This window comes from Arthrobacter sp. Y3223151 (genome assembly GCF_059091125.1).
In genome coordinates this window covers 21,492-36,049 of the sequence record NZ_JBNHGI010000016.1, presented here as the reverse complement: position 1 = coordinate 36,049, position 14,558 = coordinate 21,492, and the positions used below count along the sequence as shown (strand labels likewise).

General features: G+C 67.7%; 16 protein-coding genes. 3 read left to right on the top strand and 13 right to left on the bottom strand.

The features are described from left to right. Positions 1–10: 10 nt before the first annotated feature. Positions 11–205 carry a 50S ribosomal protein L35 gene (gene rpmI / locus AC5RUP_RS16070; protein WP_127511693.1) on the bottom strand — a complete coding sequence of 65 codons (195 nt, stop codon included), beginning with the start codon at positions 203–205 and terminating at the stop codon, positions 11–13. A 145-nt stretch (positions 206–350) separates the two neighbouring features. Then, positions 351–1,388, bottom strand: coding sequence for a translation initiation factor IF-3 (gene infC / locus AC5RUP_RS16065; RefSeq protein WP_494158752.1), 1,038 nt, complete (start codon positions 1,386–1,388; stop codon positions 351–353). A 338-nt stretch (positions 1,389–1,726) separates the two neighbouring features. Between infC and AC5RUP_RS16060 the strand changes: the two genes are divergently transcribed. Next, entirely contained in the window at positions 1,727–2,146 is a 420-nt protein-coding gene (locus tag AC5RUP_RS16060; protein WP_494067959.1) for a DUF1844 domain-containing protein, read from the top strand. A 103-nt stretch (positions 2,147–2,249) separates the two neighbouring features. Here the strand turns inward: AC5RUP_RS16060 and AC5RUP_RS16055 are convergent, their stop codons facing one another. From AC5RUP_RS16055 to AC5RUP_RS16025, 7 genes are all read right to left on the bottom strand, one after another. Continuing rightward, entirely contained in the window at positions 2,250–3,098 is an 849-nt protein-coding gene (locus AC5RUP_RS16055; RefSeq protein ID WP_494153446.1) for an SseB family protein, read from the bottom strand. Positions 3,099–3,107: 9 nt separating this feature from the next. Beyond that, positions 3,108–3,848: a bifunctional 1-(5-phosphoribosyl)-5-((5-phosphoribosylamino)methylideneamino)imidazole-4-carboxamide isomerase/phosphoribosylanthranilate isomerase PriA gene (gene priA, locus AC5RUP_RS16050; RefSeq protein ID WP_494153447.1), complete on the bottom strand. Its 741-nt coding sequence runs from the start codon at positions 3,846–3,848 to the stop codon at positions 3,108–3,110. A gap of 48 nt (positions 3,849–3,896) precedes the next feature. Beyond that, positions 3,897–4,058 (bottom strand): hypothetical protein, encoded by a 162-nt coding sequence (locus tag AC5RUP_RS16045; protein ID WP_494002387.1) that lies wholly within the window; start codon positions 4,056–4,058, stop codon positions 3,897–3,899. A 2-nt stretch (positions 4,059–4,060) separates the two neighbouring features. Continuing rightward, a complete protein-coding gene (gene hisH, locus AC5RUP_RS16040; protein WP_494067962.1) occupies positions 4,061–4,702 on the bottom strand; it encodes an imidazole glycerol phosphate synthase subunit HisH in 642 nt (213 codons plus the stop codon). Then, positions 4,699–5,316, bottom strand: coding sequence for an imidazoleglycerol-phosphate dehydratase HisB (gene hisB / locus AC5RUP_RS16035; protein WP_493977765.1), 618 nt, complete (start codon positions 5,314–5,316; stop codon positions 4,699–4,701). The genes hisH and hisB overlap by 4 nt, the downstream gene beginning before the upstream one ends. A 54-nt stretch (positions 5,317–5,370) precedes the next feature. Beyond that, positions 5,371–6,480, bottom strand: coding sequence for a histidinol-phosphate transaminase (locus tag AC5RUP_RS16030; protein WP_494153448.1), 1,110 nt, complete (start codon positions 6,478–6,480; stop codon positions 5,371–5,373). A 73-nt stretch (positions 6,481–6,553) separates the two neighbouring features. Then, a complete protein-coding gene (locus AC5RUP_RS16025) occupies positions 6,554–6,907 on the bottom strand; it encodes a LysM peptidoglycan-binding domain-containing protein (protein WP_494153449.1) in 354 nt (117 codons plus the stop codon). A gap of 296 nt (positions 6,908–7,203) precedes the next feature. On the opposite strand from AC5RUP_RS16025, the gene lexA reads away from it, so the two are divergent. Then, positions 7,204–7,953, top strand: a complete 750-nt coding sequence (lexA, locus tag AC5RUP_RS16020; RefSeq protein ID WP_494067965.1) for a transcriptional repressor LexA — start codon at positions 7,204–7,206, stop codon at positions 7,951–7,953. A gap of 116 nt (positions 7,954–8,069) precedes the next feature. Here the strand turns inward: lexA and AC5RUP_RS16015 are convergent, their stop codons facing one another. Then, a complete protein-coding gene (locus AC5RUP_RS16015; RefSeq protein WP_494153450.1) occupies positions 8,070–10,109 on the bottom strand; it encodes an ATP-dependent DNA helicase in 2,040 nt (679 codons plus the stop codon). Continuing rightward, on the bottom strand, positions 10,102–11,643 hold the full coding sequence (gene hflX / locus AC5RUP_RS16010) for a GTPase HflX (RefSeq protein WP_494153451.1): 1,542 nt from the start codon (positions 11,641–11,643) through the stop codon (positions 10,102–10,104). The genes AC5RUP_RS16015 and hflX overlap by 8 nt, the downstream gene beginning before the upstream one ends. A gap of 433 nt (positions 11,644–12,076) precedes the next feature. Between hflX and AC5RUP_RS16005 the strand changes: the two genes are divergently transcribed. After that, positions 12,077–12,688 (top strand): class I SAM-dependent methyltransferase, encoded by a 612-nt coding sequence (locus AC5RUP_RS16005; RefSeq protein ID WP_494153452.1) that lies wholly within the window; start codon positions 12,077–12,079, stop codon positions 12,686–12,688. 10 nt (positions 12,689–12,698) lie between these two features. Here the strand turns inward: AC5RUP_RS16005 and dapF are convergent, their stop codons facing one another. Then, positions 12,699–13,619, bottom strand: a complete 921-nt coding sequence (gene dapF, locus AC5RUP_RS16000) for a diaminopimelate epimerase (protein ID WP_494153453.1) — start codon at positions 13,617–13,619, stop codon at positions 12,699–12,701. An 8-nt stretch (positions 13,620–13,627) separates the two neighbouring features. After that, a complete protein-coding gene (gene miaA, locus AC5RUP_RS15995) occupies positions 13,628–14,557 on the bottom strand; it encodes a tRNA (adenosine(37)-N6)-dimethylallyltransferase MiaA (RefSeq protein ID WP_494153454.1) in 930 nt (309 codons plus the stop codon). Position 14,558 lies beyond the last annotated feature (1 nt).

Sequence of the window (14,558 nt, the reverse complement as noted above, 5' to 3'; positions counted from 1 at the left end):
GGGGAGAAAATCAGATGCCGAGCATCTTCTTGATGTTGCGCACGTCGGCCGGAGCAACGATCTTGTCACCGGCAAGGCGTCGGGTCAGCGTGGAAGGCTTGTGCTCCAGGTAGTGGCGGCGGTTGGCCTGCTGGCGCTTGAGCTTGCCGCTGCCGGTGAGCTTGAAGCGCTTCTTGGCGCCACTGTGGGTCTTCTGCTTCGGCATGGCTGCCGTTCTCCTTACGTCTCCTCGGGTCGCTGCCGACCGTCGGCTCGTGCGGTGCCGCAAAACGGGCACCGGCGGTTTACTTGTTTACCGGCGCCGGGCACAGAACCGTGCCCGGCGGTTGCCGGATGCTCTCTGTACGGTCTTAGTTCTTGGAACCGGACCGGCCAGCAGGTTTGGGTGCTGCAGGCCGCGCTGCAGGCTTGGGCCGGGCGGCGGGCTTGGGTGCTGCGGGCTTGGCCTCCGTGGCAGGTGCCGCGGGCTTCGCCGGAACCGCCGGCTTGGCCTCGGCCGCCGGCTTCGCAGCGGCCGGCTTTGCAACTGCCGGCTTTGCAGCGGCAGGCTTGGCCTGCGCGGCCGGCTTAACCTCGGCTTCCGGCTCGGCAGCAGGCTTGGCCTCGGCCTCAACCTCGGGCTCCGCCTCAACCTCGGGCTCCGCCTCGGCCGCAACCGCAGCCTCGGCTTCCGGCTGCTCCGCGGGCTCGGTCTCCACCTCGGGCTCAACCTCAGCCGCGGCATCGGCCTGGGCAGGTGCTTCGGCGGTTTCCTCCGGCTGGCTTGCCATAGCGGCCAGGCCTTCCGGCATCAAGTCGCCCAGGCTCTGAGTTAGCGGATCCTGGTCGGCCGAGGTATCCACCTTCTCCTTCTTGGCCTCGTTTGTTGCCTTGGCGTCAGCCTTCTGGGCGGCCCGCCGGGCCTCTGCCTTGGCTTCGGCCTTGTTCTTGGTCGGGCCGATCACCATGACCATGTTGCGGCCGTCAATGCGCGGAGTCGATTCGATCACGCCGACCTCGGCTACGTCCTCGGCAAACTTCTGCAGAAGGCGGATGCCCATTTCCGGGCGTTGCTGTTCACGGCCGCGGAACTGGATCATGGCCTTGACCTTGTCGCCGGCCGCGAGGAAGCGCAGCGCGTGGCCGCGCTTGGTCTCGTAGTCGTGCTTGTCGATCTTCAGGCGGAACCGGATTTCCTTGAGCACAGTGTTCGTCTGGTTCTTGCGCGCCTCGCGGGCCTTGACCGCAGCCTCATACTTGTACTTGCCAAAATCCATAAGCTTGCACACCGGAGGCTTAGCCTGCGGTGCGACCTCAACCAGGTCAAGATCCGATTCCGTGGCCAGGCGCAGGGCATCCTCAATACGGACGATCCCAACCTGTTCGCCGTTCGGTCCGACTAACCGCACCTCGGGAACGCGGATACGATCATTGATTCTTGGCTCGCTAATGTGTGGCTCCTGTCACTAAAATCGGCTGCCGCCTGCAATGAAAGAAGGCCTCCCATTGCAAACGCAATCGAAGGCCTCAAAGTGGCGGCAGGCGGAAACAGCAGAAGTTCCACCGGCTGGTCCGGGCGCCTCGCGTGAAGGTTTCCGGCTACAGCCTGCCGACCTGGACCCGGCAGCTCTGGCTAGCCATACCGACGGGTGGGAGAGGACTCCGCTTGCAGATCGGATCCTGCTCCGCACGTGCTGTGAGGCACATAAGTAACGGGATCCAATTGGTCTGTGACAAGCTTACCAGTATGAGCAGCTCAGATAACAATCCGCAGACCGACGGCCACCGCCACAGCTTCGCACCCGACGCCGGTTCTGCCTCCAGCCAGGAACAGGAAGTCCTGGGCCAGATGCGCGACATCGCCGAAGTACCGGCCGTGGAAGTCATCACTACCGCCGCCGTCCATCTGATGAGCGCCGCCGCCGTTAAATGCGGCCTGGCCGCCGGAGAAGACGCCGAAGAGCTCAAGGACCTGGACGAAGCCCGCAAGCTGATCACCGCCCTGGCCGGGTTCGTCACCGCTGCGGCGCCGGAAATCGGCAGCCAGCATGCCGGACCGTTGCGCGATGGCCTGCGCTCCCTGCAGCTGGCCTTCCGCGAAGCCTCGGTCATCCAGGACGATCCGGGCAAGGGCCCGGGCGAGAAGTTCACGGGTCCGGTCAACTGACCGGCCCGAACTTCCAGAACTGACAAAAGGACGACGCCGGTGCCACGCACCGGCGTCGTCCTTTTGTCTTTGCGCTTCTGGTTACGCCGTTCGCCGGCGGGACTCAGCGGGTGAACTTCAACTCCAGCGAATCCACCCGTTCGGCAAACTCCTGCCGGGACTGGAGCCGCTGTTGGATCCGTCCGGCCAGGGCACCCAACTCCTCGCGCCCCAGCCCGTCCTGCACCTGCAGGACCAGGCGCAGCTCCGGGCCGGGGCCGCCGCCGGCCACCACGGCTCCATCTGCCGCCCGGACGGCGATCCCGGTCCCGGGCTCCACGAACGAGGCCATGACCGCCTCCTCGCCGCCCGTGGCCTCGGCCACCCACTCCAACAGCGCCGGATCACGGTAGGAGGGCACCCACTCGTGCTGTTTGGCCAACGCCCACACTGCCGGCCGCCGGACCACGAACGTCAGGGCGGCGCCCGGATCCAAAACCATCAGTTCGGCGTCTTCGGACACGGCCGCCAGGGCCGCCCGCGGCGCCTCCACGGCGACCGGCCGGGCCTGGGGATGCCAGGCTTCCAGGGCGGCCGTGTTGCTGAACACCGGCAGCGCCCGGCGCCCATCCGGCGCCTGCAACGTCACCACGGCCATGTCGGCCTGTTTATCCGCTGTCAGGCCGTGGCTGCCCTCGGCCTCTTCTCCCAGCGTCGCCACGATGGGCACGAAGACGCGGGCGTTGGCCAGGGCAGCCACTACTTCCGCTTCGCCGCCGGTTCCGGCAGCCAGCCACTGCAGCGCCGCCTCGTAGCCGGGATCCGCGCTGCCGTCATCGTGGTCGAACTGGTGAAGCGGATTTCCTTCACCGCTCAGGTCCCGTCCGGCCCAGCTTTGCCCGGCCGAGTCCCCCGCCCCGCCGGCTCCCGCCAGCGCAGCGGCAATATGGGCGGGCAGCTGCTTCTTGCCCATGCTGGTCTCTCAGCGCCGTCCGGCGACATCGAGGGCTTCGGGCAGCGTGAACTTGCCCGCGTACAGTGCCTTGCCCACGATCGCTCCCTCGACGCCGGCCGGGACCAGGCCGCGCAGTGTCCGCAGGTCATCCAGGCTGGAGATGCCGCCGGAGGCAACCACCGGCTTGTCGGTCCGCTCGCACATCTGCCGGAGCAGGTCCACGTTGGGCCCGCGCAGCGTCCCGTCCTTGGTCACATCGGTGACCACGTACCTCGAGCAGCCGGCGTCTTCGAGGCGGGCCAGCACCTCCCAGAGGTCGCCGCCGTCCTGCGTCCAGCCGCGGGCCGCGAGCGTGGTGCCACGGACATCCAGGCCGACGGCGATGGCGTCACCGTGCCGGGCAATGGCGCGTGCTGTCCATTCCGGGTTTTCCAGGGCGGCGGTGCCCAGATTGACACGTGCAGCCCCGAACTCAAGCGCGCGCTCCAAGGACGCGTCGTCGCGGATGCCGCCGGACAGCTCCACCTTGATCTTCAGTTCGTCGGAGACGCGGCGCAGCACTTCCGTATTGTTGCCCCGGCCGAACGCCGCGTCGAGGTCCACCAGGTGCACCCATTCCGCCCCGTCGGTCTGCCACGCCAGCGCAGCCTCCAGCGGATCCCCATAGCCGGTCTCGCTGCCGGCTTCGCCTTGGACCAGCCGGACGGCCTGGCCGTCGGCAACGTCGACTGCGGGCAAAAGTTCAAGGATGGTGGTTTCGTTCGTCATGGTTCTTCCGCTTTCTGCGCGCCGTCAGCGGGCGCGGGATGGGTGTGGTTACTCGGCCGGGCCGAGGGTGAGCAAGTAGGCAGCCAGCAGCGACAGGCCGGCCAGGATCCAGAAGACGATCACCAACCACTTGGGCAGCCGCTGCTGCCGGAACGAGATGGCGCCGCCGGCCAGCAGCCCGGCCAGGCCCATCAGGAGGATGCTGCCCATGACTACCTCAGCGTCTTCAGCCAGTTGCGCAGCAGCTCCGCGCCGGCGTCTCCGGATTTTTCCGGATGGAACTGGGTAGCACTCAGCGGACCGTTTTCAACGGCCGCTATGAACGGGGCGCCGTGCGTGGACCAGGTCACCAGCGGGGGTGTCATCGCGGGTTGGGTGACATCGAAGTTCCAGTGCTGCACACCGTAGGAGTGTACAAAGTAGAAGCGCTCGTCTTCGATCCCGGCAAACAGCCGGCTGCCCTCCGCGGCGTCCACGGTGTTCCACCCCATGTGGGGCACGACCTCAGCGGGCAGCGCTTCCACGGTTCCCGGCCATTCCCCAATGCCCTGCGACCGCACGCCATGTTCCACGCCTTCTTCGAACATGACCTGCAGGCCGACGCAGATGCCCAGCACGGGCCGGCCGCCGGCCACCCGCCGCCCAATCCAGCGAAGCGCGTCCACGGACTTGAGCCCCTTCATGACCGTTGCGAAGGCCCCGACGCCGGGAACCAGCAGGCCGTCGGCGTCGAGGACGTCGTCGGAGGCATGGCTCAGCGTGACGTCGGCACCCACATGCTCCAGCGCCCGGACTGCCGAGCGGACGTTCCCGGAGCCGTAGTCCAGTACGGTGACCTTAGGCGCAGCCGTCACAGGGCTCCCTTCGTCGAGGGAATGCCCTCGACACGTGGATCGGCTTCGACGGCGGCGCGAAGCGCCCGGGCGAAGGCCTTGAACTGGGCCTCGACGATGTGGTGGGGGTCCCTGCCGCCCAGCACGCGCATGTGCAGGCAGATCTGGGCGTGCAGCGTGATCGATTCGAAGACGTGGCGGGTCAGCGATCCGGTGAAGTGTCCGCCGATCAGGTGGTACTCCTGGCCTGCCGGTTCCCCCGTGTGCACCAGGTAGGGCCTGCCGGAGATGTCCACGACGGCGTGGGCCAGCGCCTCGTCCAGGGGCACCGTGGCTTCGCCGAAACGGCGGATCCCGGCTTTGCTCCCCAGCGCTTCCTTCAGGGCGTCGCCGATGGTGATGGCGACATCTTCGACGGTGTGGTGCGCGTCGATGTGCGTGTCCCCGCTGGCCTTCACGGTCAGGTCGACGAGCGAGTGCTTCGCCAGGGCGGTGAGCATGTGGTCGTAGAACGGCACGGTGGTGCTGATCTCGGAACGGCCGGTGCCGTCGAGGTCCAGTTCAACCAGCACGGACGACTCGCTGGTGATGCGTTCGAGGCGTGCGGTACGTCCGGTGGTGGTTTCCACGGTCATGGGAGTCCTTTGACGAATTGGTCGACCGGCACGAGCCGGTTCGCTCTTACTAGTTTAGGAGACGGGGCTCGCCACGAGGGCCTTGATGCCGTCGAGGAAGGCTGTGGTCTCGGCCTCAGTGCCGGCGGTTACCCGCAGATGGCCCGGGATCCCGACGTCGCGGATCAGCACGCCGGCTTCCAGCAGCCCCTGCCACACCGAGCGGGGGTCCTCCAGCCCACCGAAAAACACGAAGTTTGAGTCGGACGGCGCCGGGTCAAGTCCCAGTGCGGCCAGCCCGTCGACAATGCGGTCCCGCTGCGCCTTGATGTCTTCGACGTTGGCCAGCAGCGCATCAGCATGTTCCAACGCGGCCAGGGCCGTTGCCTGAGTGACCGCGGAGAGGTGATAGGGCAAGCGGACCAGGCGCAGCGCATCGGTAATCTGCGGTGCGGCGGCGAGGTACCCGACCCTGGCGCCTGCCAGCGCGAAGGCCTTGCTCATGGTCCGGGAAACAATGAGTCGCTCCCGCCCCGGCAACAGCGTCAGCGCGCTCGGCGTTCCTTCGTGGGCGAACTCGGCGTAGGCCTCGTCCACGATCACGATGGCCTTGGAGGCCTCCCCCGCTGCATACGCCGCCTCCACGACTTCAAGGCCCAGGGCGGTGCCCGTCGGGTTGTTCGGGGAGCAAAGAACGACCACATTTGCCGCGGAGTCGGCCACGGCAGCGGCGGCGGCGTCCGGGGACAACGTGAAGTCCGCCCCCCGCGGAACAGCCACATAATCCGTGTCCGTTCCGCTGGCCAGCAGCGGGTACATGGAATAGGTGGGCGGGAAGCTCAACAGGGTGCGGCCGGGGCCGCCGAAGGCCTGGAGGATTTGCTGCAGGACTTCGTTCGATCCGTTGGCGGCCCAGATGTTCTCTGCGGTGAGGCCGTGCCCCAAGTAGCTGGCCAGCGCCGTCCTCAGCTTCGTGAACTCGCGGTCCGGATACCGGTTCAGGCCCGCGGCCGCCTCACTGACGGCCGAGACGATGGCCTGGCGGACAGCATCGGGGAGGCCATGGGTGTTTTCGTTGACGTTCAGGAGGACGGGAACCTCCAGCTGGGGCGCACCATAGGGCTCCAAGCCCCGGAGATTTTCCCGCAACGGCAGGCGGTTCAGGCGTTCTAACTGCTCACTCACCGGTCCAGTTTAAGCTTCGGCCCGCCCGGGGCAGGAATCGGGCGGGCCGAAGCAGCTCATATTACGGCTGGTCTCAGGGCGCCGACGGGACCAGCAGCTGCTGTCCGGAGTGGACGATGTCCCCCTGCAGGCCGTTCAATTGCGCGATCTCGAAAATGACATCGTGAGGGTTGCGGTCCGGGGCGGACTGCACTGCTATGTCCCACAGTGTCTGGCCGCTGCCGACCGTGACAGTTGCTGCCGGCCCCGGTCCCAGCCCCCCGGCGGCGGCCATTGCCGGAGCCGTGAAGAAACCGATCAGGGTCAGGGCTGCGGCCGCGGCGAGCATCAGCGGCAGGCCGATCAGCAACAAACGGCCCCGGCGGGTCAGCCGCAGGCCTGTGCTGGTGCGAACGCCGGCGGGCTGCGGTGCGAGCTGGGCGGACATGGTGCCACCTTTCCGATATTCGATCTATTTCGGCTGGTTTCGATCGTTGTGCGACCGTATTCGAACGTATCTTCGAATGCGTCTCTTACAGTTTTAGCACTGGTGATCGAACATTGTCGAGACTCAGTCGAACAAATGTTTGAAATTCGCTACCGCCTCGCCTAGCGTTGTAAGCGTCGAGCGGCAGTAAGAGCAGTGCATCAGCCGCCACCGACAAAACAGTTGAGACAACAGCCCATGTGCGGTTCCGCTACGGCGCCGGCGCAGGGACCACTACGGGGAGACCGGGGCCGGACATGTCGGAAGAGACCACCACCACTGCCGGAGCGAAGCGACGCGGCCGGCCCGTCAAAGTGGGACGCAGCCTGACGCCGCGGCAGAAGAAGATCCTGGAAACGATCCAGCGCTCCGTCATGTCCCACGGATACCCTCCGTCCATGCGCGAGATCGGTGACACCGTCGGTCTGGCAAGCCTGTCCAGCGTCACGCACCAGTTGGCCCAGCTCGAGAAGATGGGCTACATCAGGCGCGACCCCAAGCGTCCCCGTGCCATGGAAATCCTGACCCCGCTGAAACTCGAGCACGGGGGTGTGGAAATCGTCGGAGTCGATGAACCGCAACAGCTGCGCAGCTCCAGCGGCGTCGCAGTATCCGAGCTGACCACGTCATCCGACACGGCGATGGTGCCGCTGGTGGGACGGATCGCAGCGGGCGGGCCTATCCTGGCGGACCAGGCGGTCGAGGACGTCATGCCCCTGCCGCGGCAACTGGTGGGACACGGCGAGTTGTTCATGCTCAGGGTCTCGGGCGATTCCATGATCGATGCGGCCATCTGTGACGGCGACTGGGTCGTGGTGCGCCAGCAGCACACGGCCGAGAACGGCGACATCGTGGCGGCACTGCTCGACGACGAAGCAACGGTCAAGACCTTCCGGCAGCGCGACGGCCACACCTGGCTGCTGCCGCAGAATACCCAGTACGAACCCATTCTGGGCGACCACGCAACCATCATGGGCAAGGTTGTCTCGGTGATGCGGGCCCTCTGACGCGCCCTCGTCTCCCGGTCCCCCGCTGCCGCCACCCCGGGATCCCTGCGCGCACGGGCGGTTCCCGGCCGGGTGGGCCCCGCTCGCTCCGGGATGGGCCTGTCCCCACAGCACGTTCAGGCTGCGGCCGACGCCAGCCTTTCCAAGATCTGGCGGGCCGTGGCGCCGTCCTTGGTACTCCAGAAGGGCGGCAGGGCGCTGCGGAGGAAGTTCCCGTAGCGCGCTGTCGCCAGCCGGGAGTCCAAGACGGCCACCACCCCGCGGTCGTTGGAGGCGCGGATCAGCCTGCCGGCTCCCTGGGCCAGCCGCACGGCCGCGTGGGTCGCCGAGACGGTCATGAAACCGTTTCCGCCGGCCTGCGCCACGGACCGGGTCCGGGCAGTCGTGAGCGGGTCGTCCGGCCGGGGGAACGGGATCCGGTCGATGACCACGAGCCGGCACGCTGTGCCGGGTACGTCGACGCCCTGCCAGAGCGTCATCGTGCCGAACAGGCAGGTGTCGGGTTCTTCGGCGAATTGGCGGACCAGCGCGCCCATCGACGATTCGCCCTGGCACAGGATGGGCAGGTCGGTGCGCACGCGCATTTCGGCCGCGGCTTCTTCTGCCGCACGCCGCGAGGAGAACAGGCCCAGGGCGCCGCCGCGCGAGGCCAGCAGCAGCTCCTCGAGTTCATCGAGCTGTTCCGGGCTGGTGCCCCGGCCCGGCTTCGGTAGATGCGACGCCACGTAGAGCACGCCCTGCCTGGGGTAATCGAAGGGGCTGCCCACGTCCACGCTGGAATAGGCGGGCGCGCCGGCTCCGAGCAGTCCGAGCGACCCGGCGACGGCGTCGAAGGTTCCCCCGACCGACAACGTCGCCGATGTCAGCACAACGGTATGTTCGTCGAACAGGCCCTCACGCAGCCGGGACGCCACCGAGAGCGGTGCTATGTTCAGCGTTGCCGGCTGGTCGTCATTGGCGGCGTAGTCGCCGGTCTCGCCATAGGTGCTGGGACGGGTCGCCCAGATGACCTCCCGGGAGTCCGGTGCGGACAGCAGCCGTTCAGCCAGCTCCAGCACGGCCGAAAGCCGTGAGCGCGCCATCTGCCGTCCGCCGTCCGCTGCCCCCGCACCCTCGGGCTTGGAGTCGGAGAGCGCCGCGCGGGCCGCTTCCCGTACCTGCGCGAGCACCAGCTCATGCTCCTCGCGGAGGCCAACCGCCAACAAGCCGGTCGGCACCGACTGCAGGACGTCCTCTAGGGCGTCGGCGGCGGAGTTCAAAGGCTCCACGCTGATCCCCGTGTGTTTGCGCGCCGTCGAGGCGGCGGTACGCACCATGGCGGCGGAGAGTTGCCCCGCGACGGCGCTGGTGACCCGGTCCTGCAGCTCATGGGCCTCGTCGATGACCACCACGTCATAGTCCGGGAGTACCGCGACGCCCTCGAAGGCGTTGATGGCCAGCATGGCGTGGTTCGTGATCACGATGTCAGCCTCTGCCGCGCGGCCCCGGGCCAGTTCGCTGAAGCACTCGGCGGCCAGGGGACACTTCTGGGCGCCCAAGCATTCCATCGAGCCGACGGAGACCTGCCGCCAGGCCCGGTCGCTGACACCGGGCACCAGTTCATCCCGGTCCCCGGTTTCGGTCTCCTGTGCCCACTCGCGCAGGCGCACGACTTCCTTGCCCAGCGCGCCCGAGGCGCCGGAAGCGGACCCTGCGCCGGCCGGAGCAGGATGCGGAACCGCGTCCTCGCCGAGGCTGAACAGTGCCGCCGGCGCGTCCTCGTCCGGAAAGCCGCCCGCGAGCTTGTGCAGGCAGAGGTAATTGTTCCTGCCCTTGAGCAAAGCGACGTCCAGCGGCCTGGGAAGCTCGTCGGCGACGGCCTCCAACAGCCGGGGCAGATCCCGCTTGACGATCTGCGATTGCAGCGCCAACGTTGCGGTGGAGACGATGGCCGGCTTCTCCCCCTCCAGCGCCTGGACCATGAGCGGCACCAGGTAGGCCAGCGACTTGCCGGTGCCTGTGCCCGCCTGCACCAGCAGGTGTTGCCGGCGCTCGAAGGCCTCGGCTACTTTCGCCGCCATCTCGTGCTGGCCGGCACGGTGCTGCCCGCCCATCTCCTGAACGGCGACATCAAGCAGCCGCAACGCCTCACCGGCGGGAACCTGGAGGTCAGTCATGCCGGAGGAACTGTTCCAGCTCCGATGCCAGGCCCTCGCGCACCATCACGTCGAGCCGCGTGCCGTCCCCGCCATGCTCCATGGAGAGGATCTCGGCGTCTTCGTTGTGCAGGCGGCTAATCACTTCGCCACGGTCGTAGGGCACCAGCAGTTGCAGCTTCACACTGGGCCGCGGGATCGTCTCGCTGACGAGCCGAAGCATCTCATCGATGCCCTGCCCCGTCCGCGCCGAGACCACGACGTGCCGCGGTTCGCGCTGGCGCAGTCGCTCGACCACGAAGGGATCGGCGGCATCGGCCTTGTTCAAGACGACGATTTCCGGAATGTGCCGTGCTTCGATTTCGGTCAGCACCTCGCGCACTGCGGCGATCTGGCCCTCCGGGTCGGGATGCGAGACGTCGACGACGTGCAGGATGACGTCGGCGTCGGCAACTTCCTCCAGGGTGGAGCGGAAGGCTTCCACCAGCTGCGTCGGCAACGACCGGACGAACCCTACCGTGTCGGCGAGCGTATAACCGATGCCGTCCGGTGTTTCCGCCCGGCGGACGGTCGGATCCAGGGTGGCGAAGAGCGCGTTCTCGACCAGCACGCCCGCATCCGTCAGGCGGTTGAGCAGCGACGACTTGCCGGCATTGGTGTAGCCGGCGATTGCCACCGACGGCACGGCATTGCGGCGGCGGTTGGCGCGCTTGGTTTCCCGTGCGGGCTTCATGGCGGTGATCTCCCGGCGCAACTTCGCCATCCGGGTGCGGATGCGCCGGCGGTCCAGCTCGATCTTCGTCTCACCGGGCCCGCGGGAACCGATGCCGCCGCCGGCCGCCCCCACGCGGCCGCCGGCCTGCCGGGACATGGACTCGCCCCAGCCTCGGAGCCTGGGCAGCAGATACTCAAGCTGGGCCAGCTCTACCTGGGCCTTGCCTTCGCGGCTCTTGGCATGCTGCGCGAAAATGTCCAGGATGAGCGCGGTGCGGTCAATGACCTTGACCTTCACGATGTCTTCCAAACCGCGGCGCTGCGACGGCGACAACTCGCCGTCGACAATGACCGTGTCGGCGCCGGTGGACATCACAATGTCGCGCAGTTCCTGGGCCTTGCCGGAGCCCAGGAAAGTCCCCGGATCCGGCTTTAACCGGCGCTGGACAATACCGTCCAGCACCTCGGAACCGGCTGTCTCCGCCAGCGCTGCCAGTTCGCGCAAGGAATTGTCCGCGTCGTCGGCCGTGCCTTCGGTCCAGAGACCGGCGAGGACGACCCGCTCCAGGCGCAGCTGCCGGTACTCAACCTCGGTGACGTCTTCAAGCTCGGTGGACAGGCCGGCCACGCGCCGCAGGGCGCGGCGTTCCGCGAGATCCTGCTGGTCGCCGTCGAATTCGGAATGCTCGGCATCAAGTTCGGAGAGTGCCTGGGCTCTGCCGCCGACGCCCTGTTTGCCTCGCGCCGCGGTGTCGCGGGCCAGGATACGGTCGATGACCGCCTGGATCTCATCAGGCGTCATTTCCGGTTCCGGTGTCGGCTGGGGGTGGTTGGTGGTCATGCTCTCCTTCGAAATGTCCGTGGTCTTATCGTAGTCCTCCGGGATGCGACCGGCAGAGCCCGAAGATGCAGTTTGTGGATGATTCGCCAAAAGTCCTCCTGGCATGGGCCCGGGCGCTGCCGGGCGGGAAATGCGGGCTGCCGGCGCCGGCCGGGCGGCAGGGCAAACAGCAGGTGCCGGGGACCGCCGCAGCCCTTGCGGCGGCTGCGGCACCGGATCAGAAGGGACTCGAGAGAGCCTTCGGGAACGGTGATTGCCCGGCGGCCGGGGAGGTCAAGGCCTCAACCATCGGCACGCGCTGTCCGGGTGCTAACGGGGACAGCAGGTTACGGCGCAATCACAGGTTTTTCATGCCTCCCACGGTATCAGAGCCGACGTTGCTTAGGTGGGCCTAGATACCGATTCCGCGGTCGGCGCACTAATCTGGCCGATTATGGGAACAGAGCACTACTTCAGCGCGCAACCAGGCAATCCCGAGGTTCGCCGCACCCTCGCCGTCGAGCTGGATGGCCGCATGCGGCAGCTGCAAACAGCTGGAGGCATCTTCAGTCCGGACGGCCTCGACAAGGGCACGGCCGTGCTTCTGGATGAGGTCCCCCCGCCTGCTCCGGAAGGCAACCTGCTCGACGTCGGCTGCGGGTGGGGACCGCTCGCGCTCACCATGGGGCTGAAGTCCCCCGATGCCAAGGTGCTGGCCGTGGATGTGAATGAACGCAGCATCGCGCTGACCAACGACAACGCCGCGTCCCTGGGGCTGGCCAATGTCCGTGCCTGCCGCCCGGAAGACGTTGACCCGGCCCTGCAGTTCCACACCATCTGGTCCAATCCTCCGATTCGGATCGGCAAGAGCGAGCTTCACGAACTGTTGTTGATGTGGCTGCCCCGCCTCGCACCGGGGGGCACCGCCTGGCTGGTCGTCCAGAAGAACCTCGGGTCGGACTCGCTGCAGCGCTGGCTCGCGGCCGAACTGCCGTCGGACTACACCGTCAGCCGTGAAAGCACCGCTAAGACGTTCCGGGTGCTCTGCGTACGGCGGGCCGGCTGAGCGGCTTCGGTCAGGCCACCACGCCTCGGGACACGAGCACGGCGGGGCCGCTCAGCTCCACATGTTCCCGCCCGTCGGCTGCGGGGATGAACCGGACCCGGACAACGCCGCCCGGAACTCCGACCTGCCAGTCGTCGGGCGCGCCAGCACCCGCCCAGTAGCGGATGGCGGCGGCGGCAGCACAGGCGCCGGTCCCGCAGGACTGGGTCTCCCCCACCCCGCGCTCGTGCACGCGCATGCTGATGTGCCCGGCGCCGTCGGCGACGAGGGGTTCCGCCGGCACGACAAACTCAACGTTCGTTCCGTTCTCCGGAACCGGATCCACCGCCGGCGCGTGGAACAACTCGGTGGCGGCCAGTTCTTCGAGCCCGGCGAGGGCGACCACGGTGTGCGGGTTTCCCAGACTCACCGACAGTGCCGGCCGCGGCACCTGGAGACCGCCTGCGCTGACCGTCGAATCCATCGCCCTGGCGGCAGCCTCCGCCGGATAGATGAACTCCCACGGCCCCATGTCCACGGCGTAGCCGTTGGCTGACCGGCTGACGGTTTTGGTTCCCGCCCGGGTCCCGATGGTCAGCGATTCCCCCGCCCCCAGCTGGACGAGTCCTTCGGCCAGCAGGAAGTGCACGAAGACGCGGACCCCGTTGCCGCACATTTCCGAGGTCGAGCCGTCGGCATTGTAGTAGTCCATGAACCACTCGGCCTCCGGCGCGCTCTCCAGCAGCTCACGGCCCTCGGGCAGGTGCCGGGACCGGACCGCACGGATGAGCCCGTCGGCGCCGATGCCCAGGTGGCGGTCGCAGAGGCCGGCGACCGCCTCGGCCCCGAGGTGCTTGGCCCCGTCGGGATCGGCAATGAGCACAAAGTCGTTGCCGGTGCCGTGTCCCTTGGTAAAGGGCAGCCCGGCGAGGGCCGACAGATGATCAGGCATGGGGTTGTTCACGGCTCAAGCTTAGCGATGTGCGCTGCCGCCTTGTCCGCCGCCAGCGGATCCTCCCAGTCCAGCCAGTGGATCCTTGGATCGGCGCGGAACCACGTCAGCTGGCGCCGGGCGAACTTGCGGGTGGCGGCGATGGTGTCCTCGGCGGCCTCGTCCCGGGTCCATTCACCGTCCAGCACCTTCAGGAACTGGGCGTAGCCGAGCGCGCGCGAGGCAGTCCGGCCCTGACGCAGGCCCTGCCGGTCCAGTGCTGCGACTTCCTCCAGCAGCCCGCGTTCCATCATCGAATGGACGCGGTCGGCCAGGCGGTGTTTGAGCCGCTCGCGGTCCACCCGGAGGCCGATCTGCGCGGTCGGGCGGACATACTCCCGCTCGGGCATGTAGGAGCTGAACGGACGCCCGGTCAATTGCCGCACTTCCAGCGCCCGGATGACCCGGCGGGCGTCGGCTAGCCGCCCGGCGGACACCGGGTCGACCTGCCGCAGCCGCTCCCGCATCGCTGCGAGGCCGAGCCTTTCCAGCTCCTCTTCCAGGCCGCGGCGCAGGACCGGATCGGTACCCGGAAACTCGATCACATCGAGGGCGGCCCGTACGTACAGTCCGGAACCACCGACGAGGATGGCCCGGTGCCCCCGTCCGTGCACGCCGTCGATCGCTTCCCTGGCCTGTTGTTGGTAGGCGGAGACACTCGCCTCTTCCGTCACGTCGAGGATGTCCAGCAGGTGGTGCTCGATTCCCTGCCGCTCGGCCGGATCCATTTTGGCCGTGCCGATATCCATGCCGCGGTAAAACTGCATGGCGTCGGCGTTGATCACCTCCCCGCCCAGCCGCCGGGCCAGCGCGACGGCGAGATCCGATTTTCCGGAGCCGGTGGGACCGACGACGGCGATGACCGGCGGGCCGGCCGGCGCTGGTGGGTGGACCGGCATC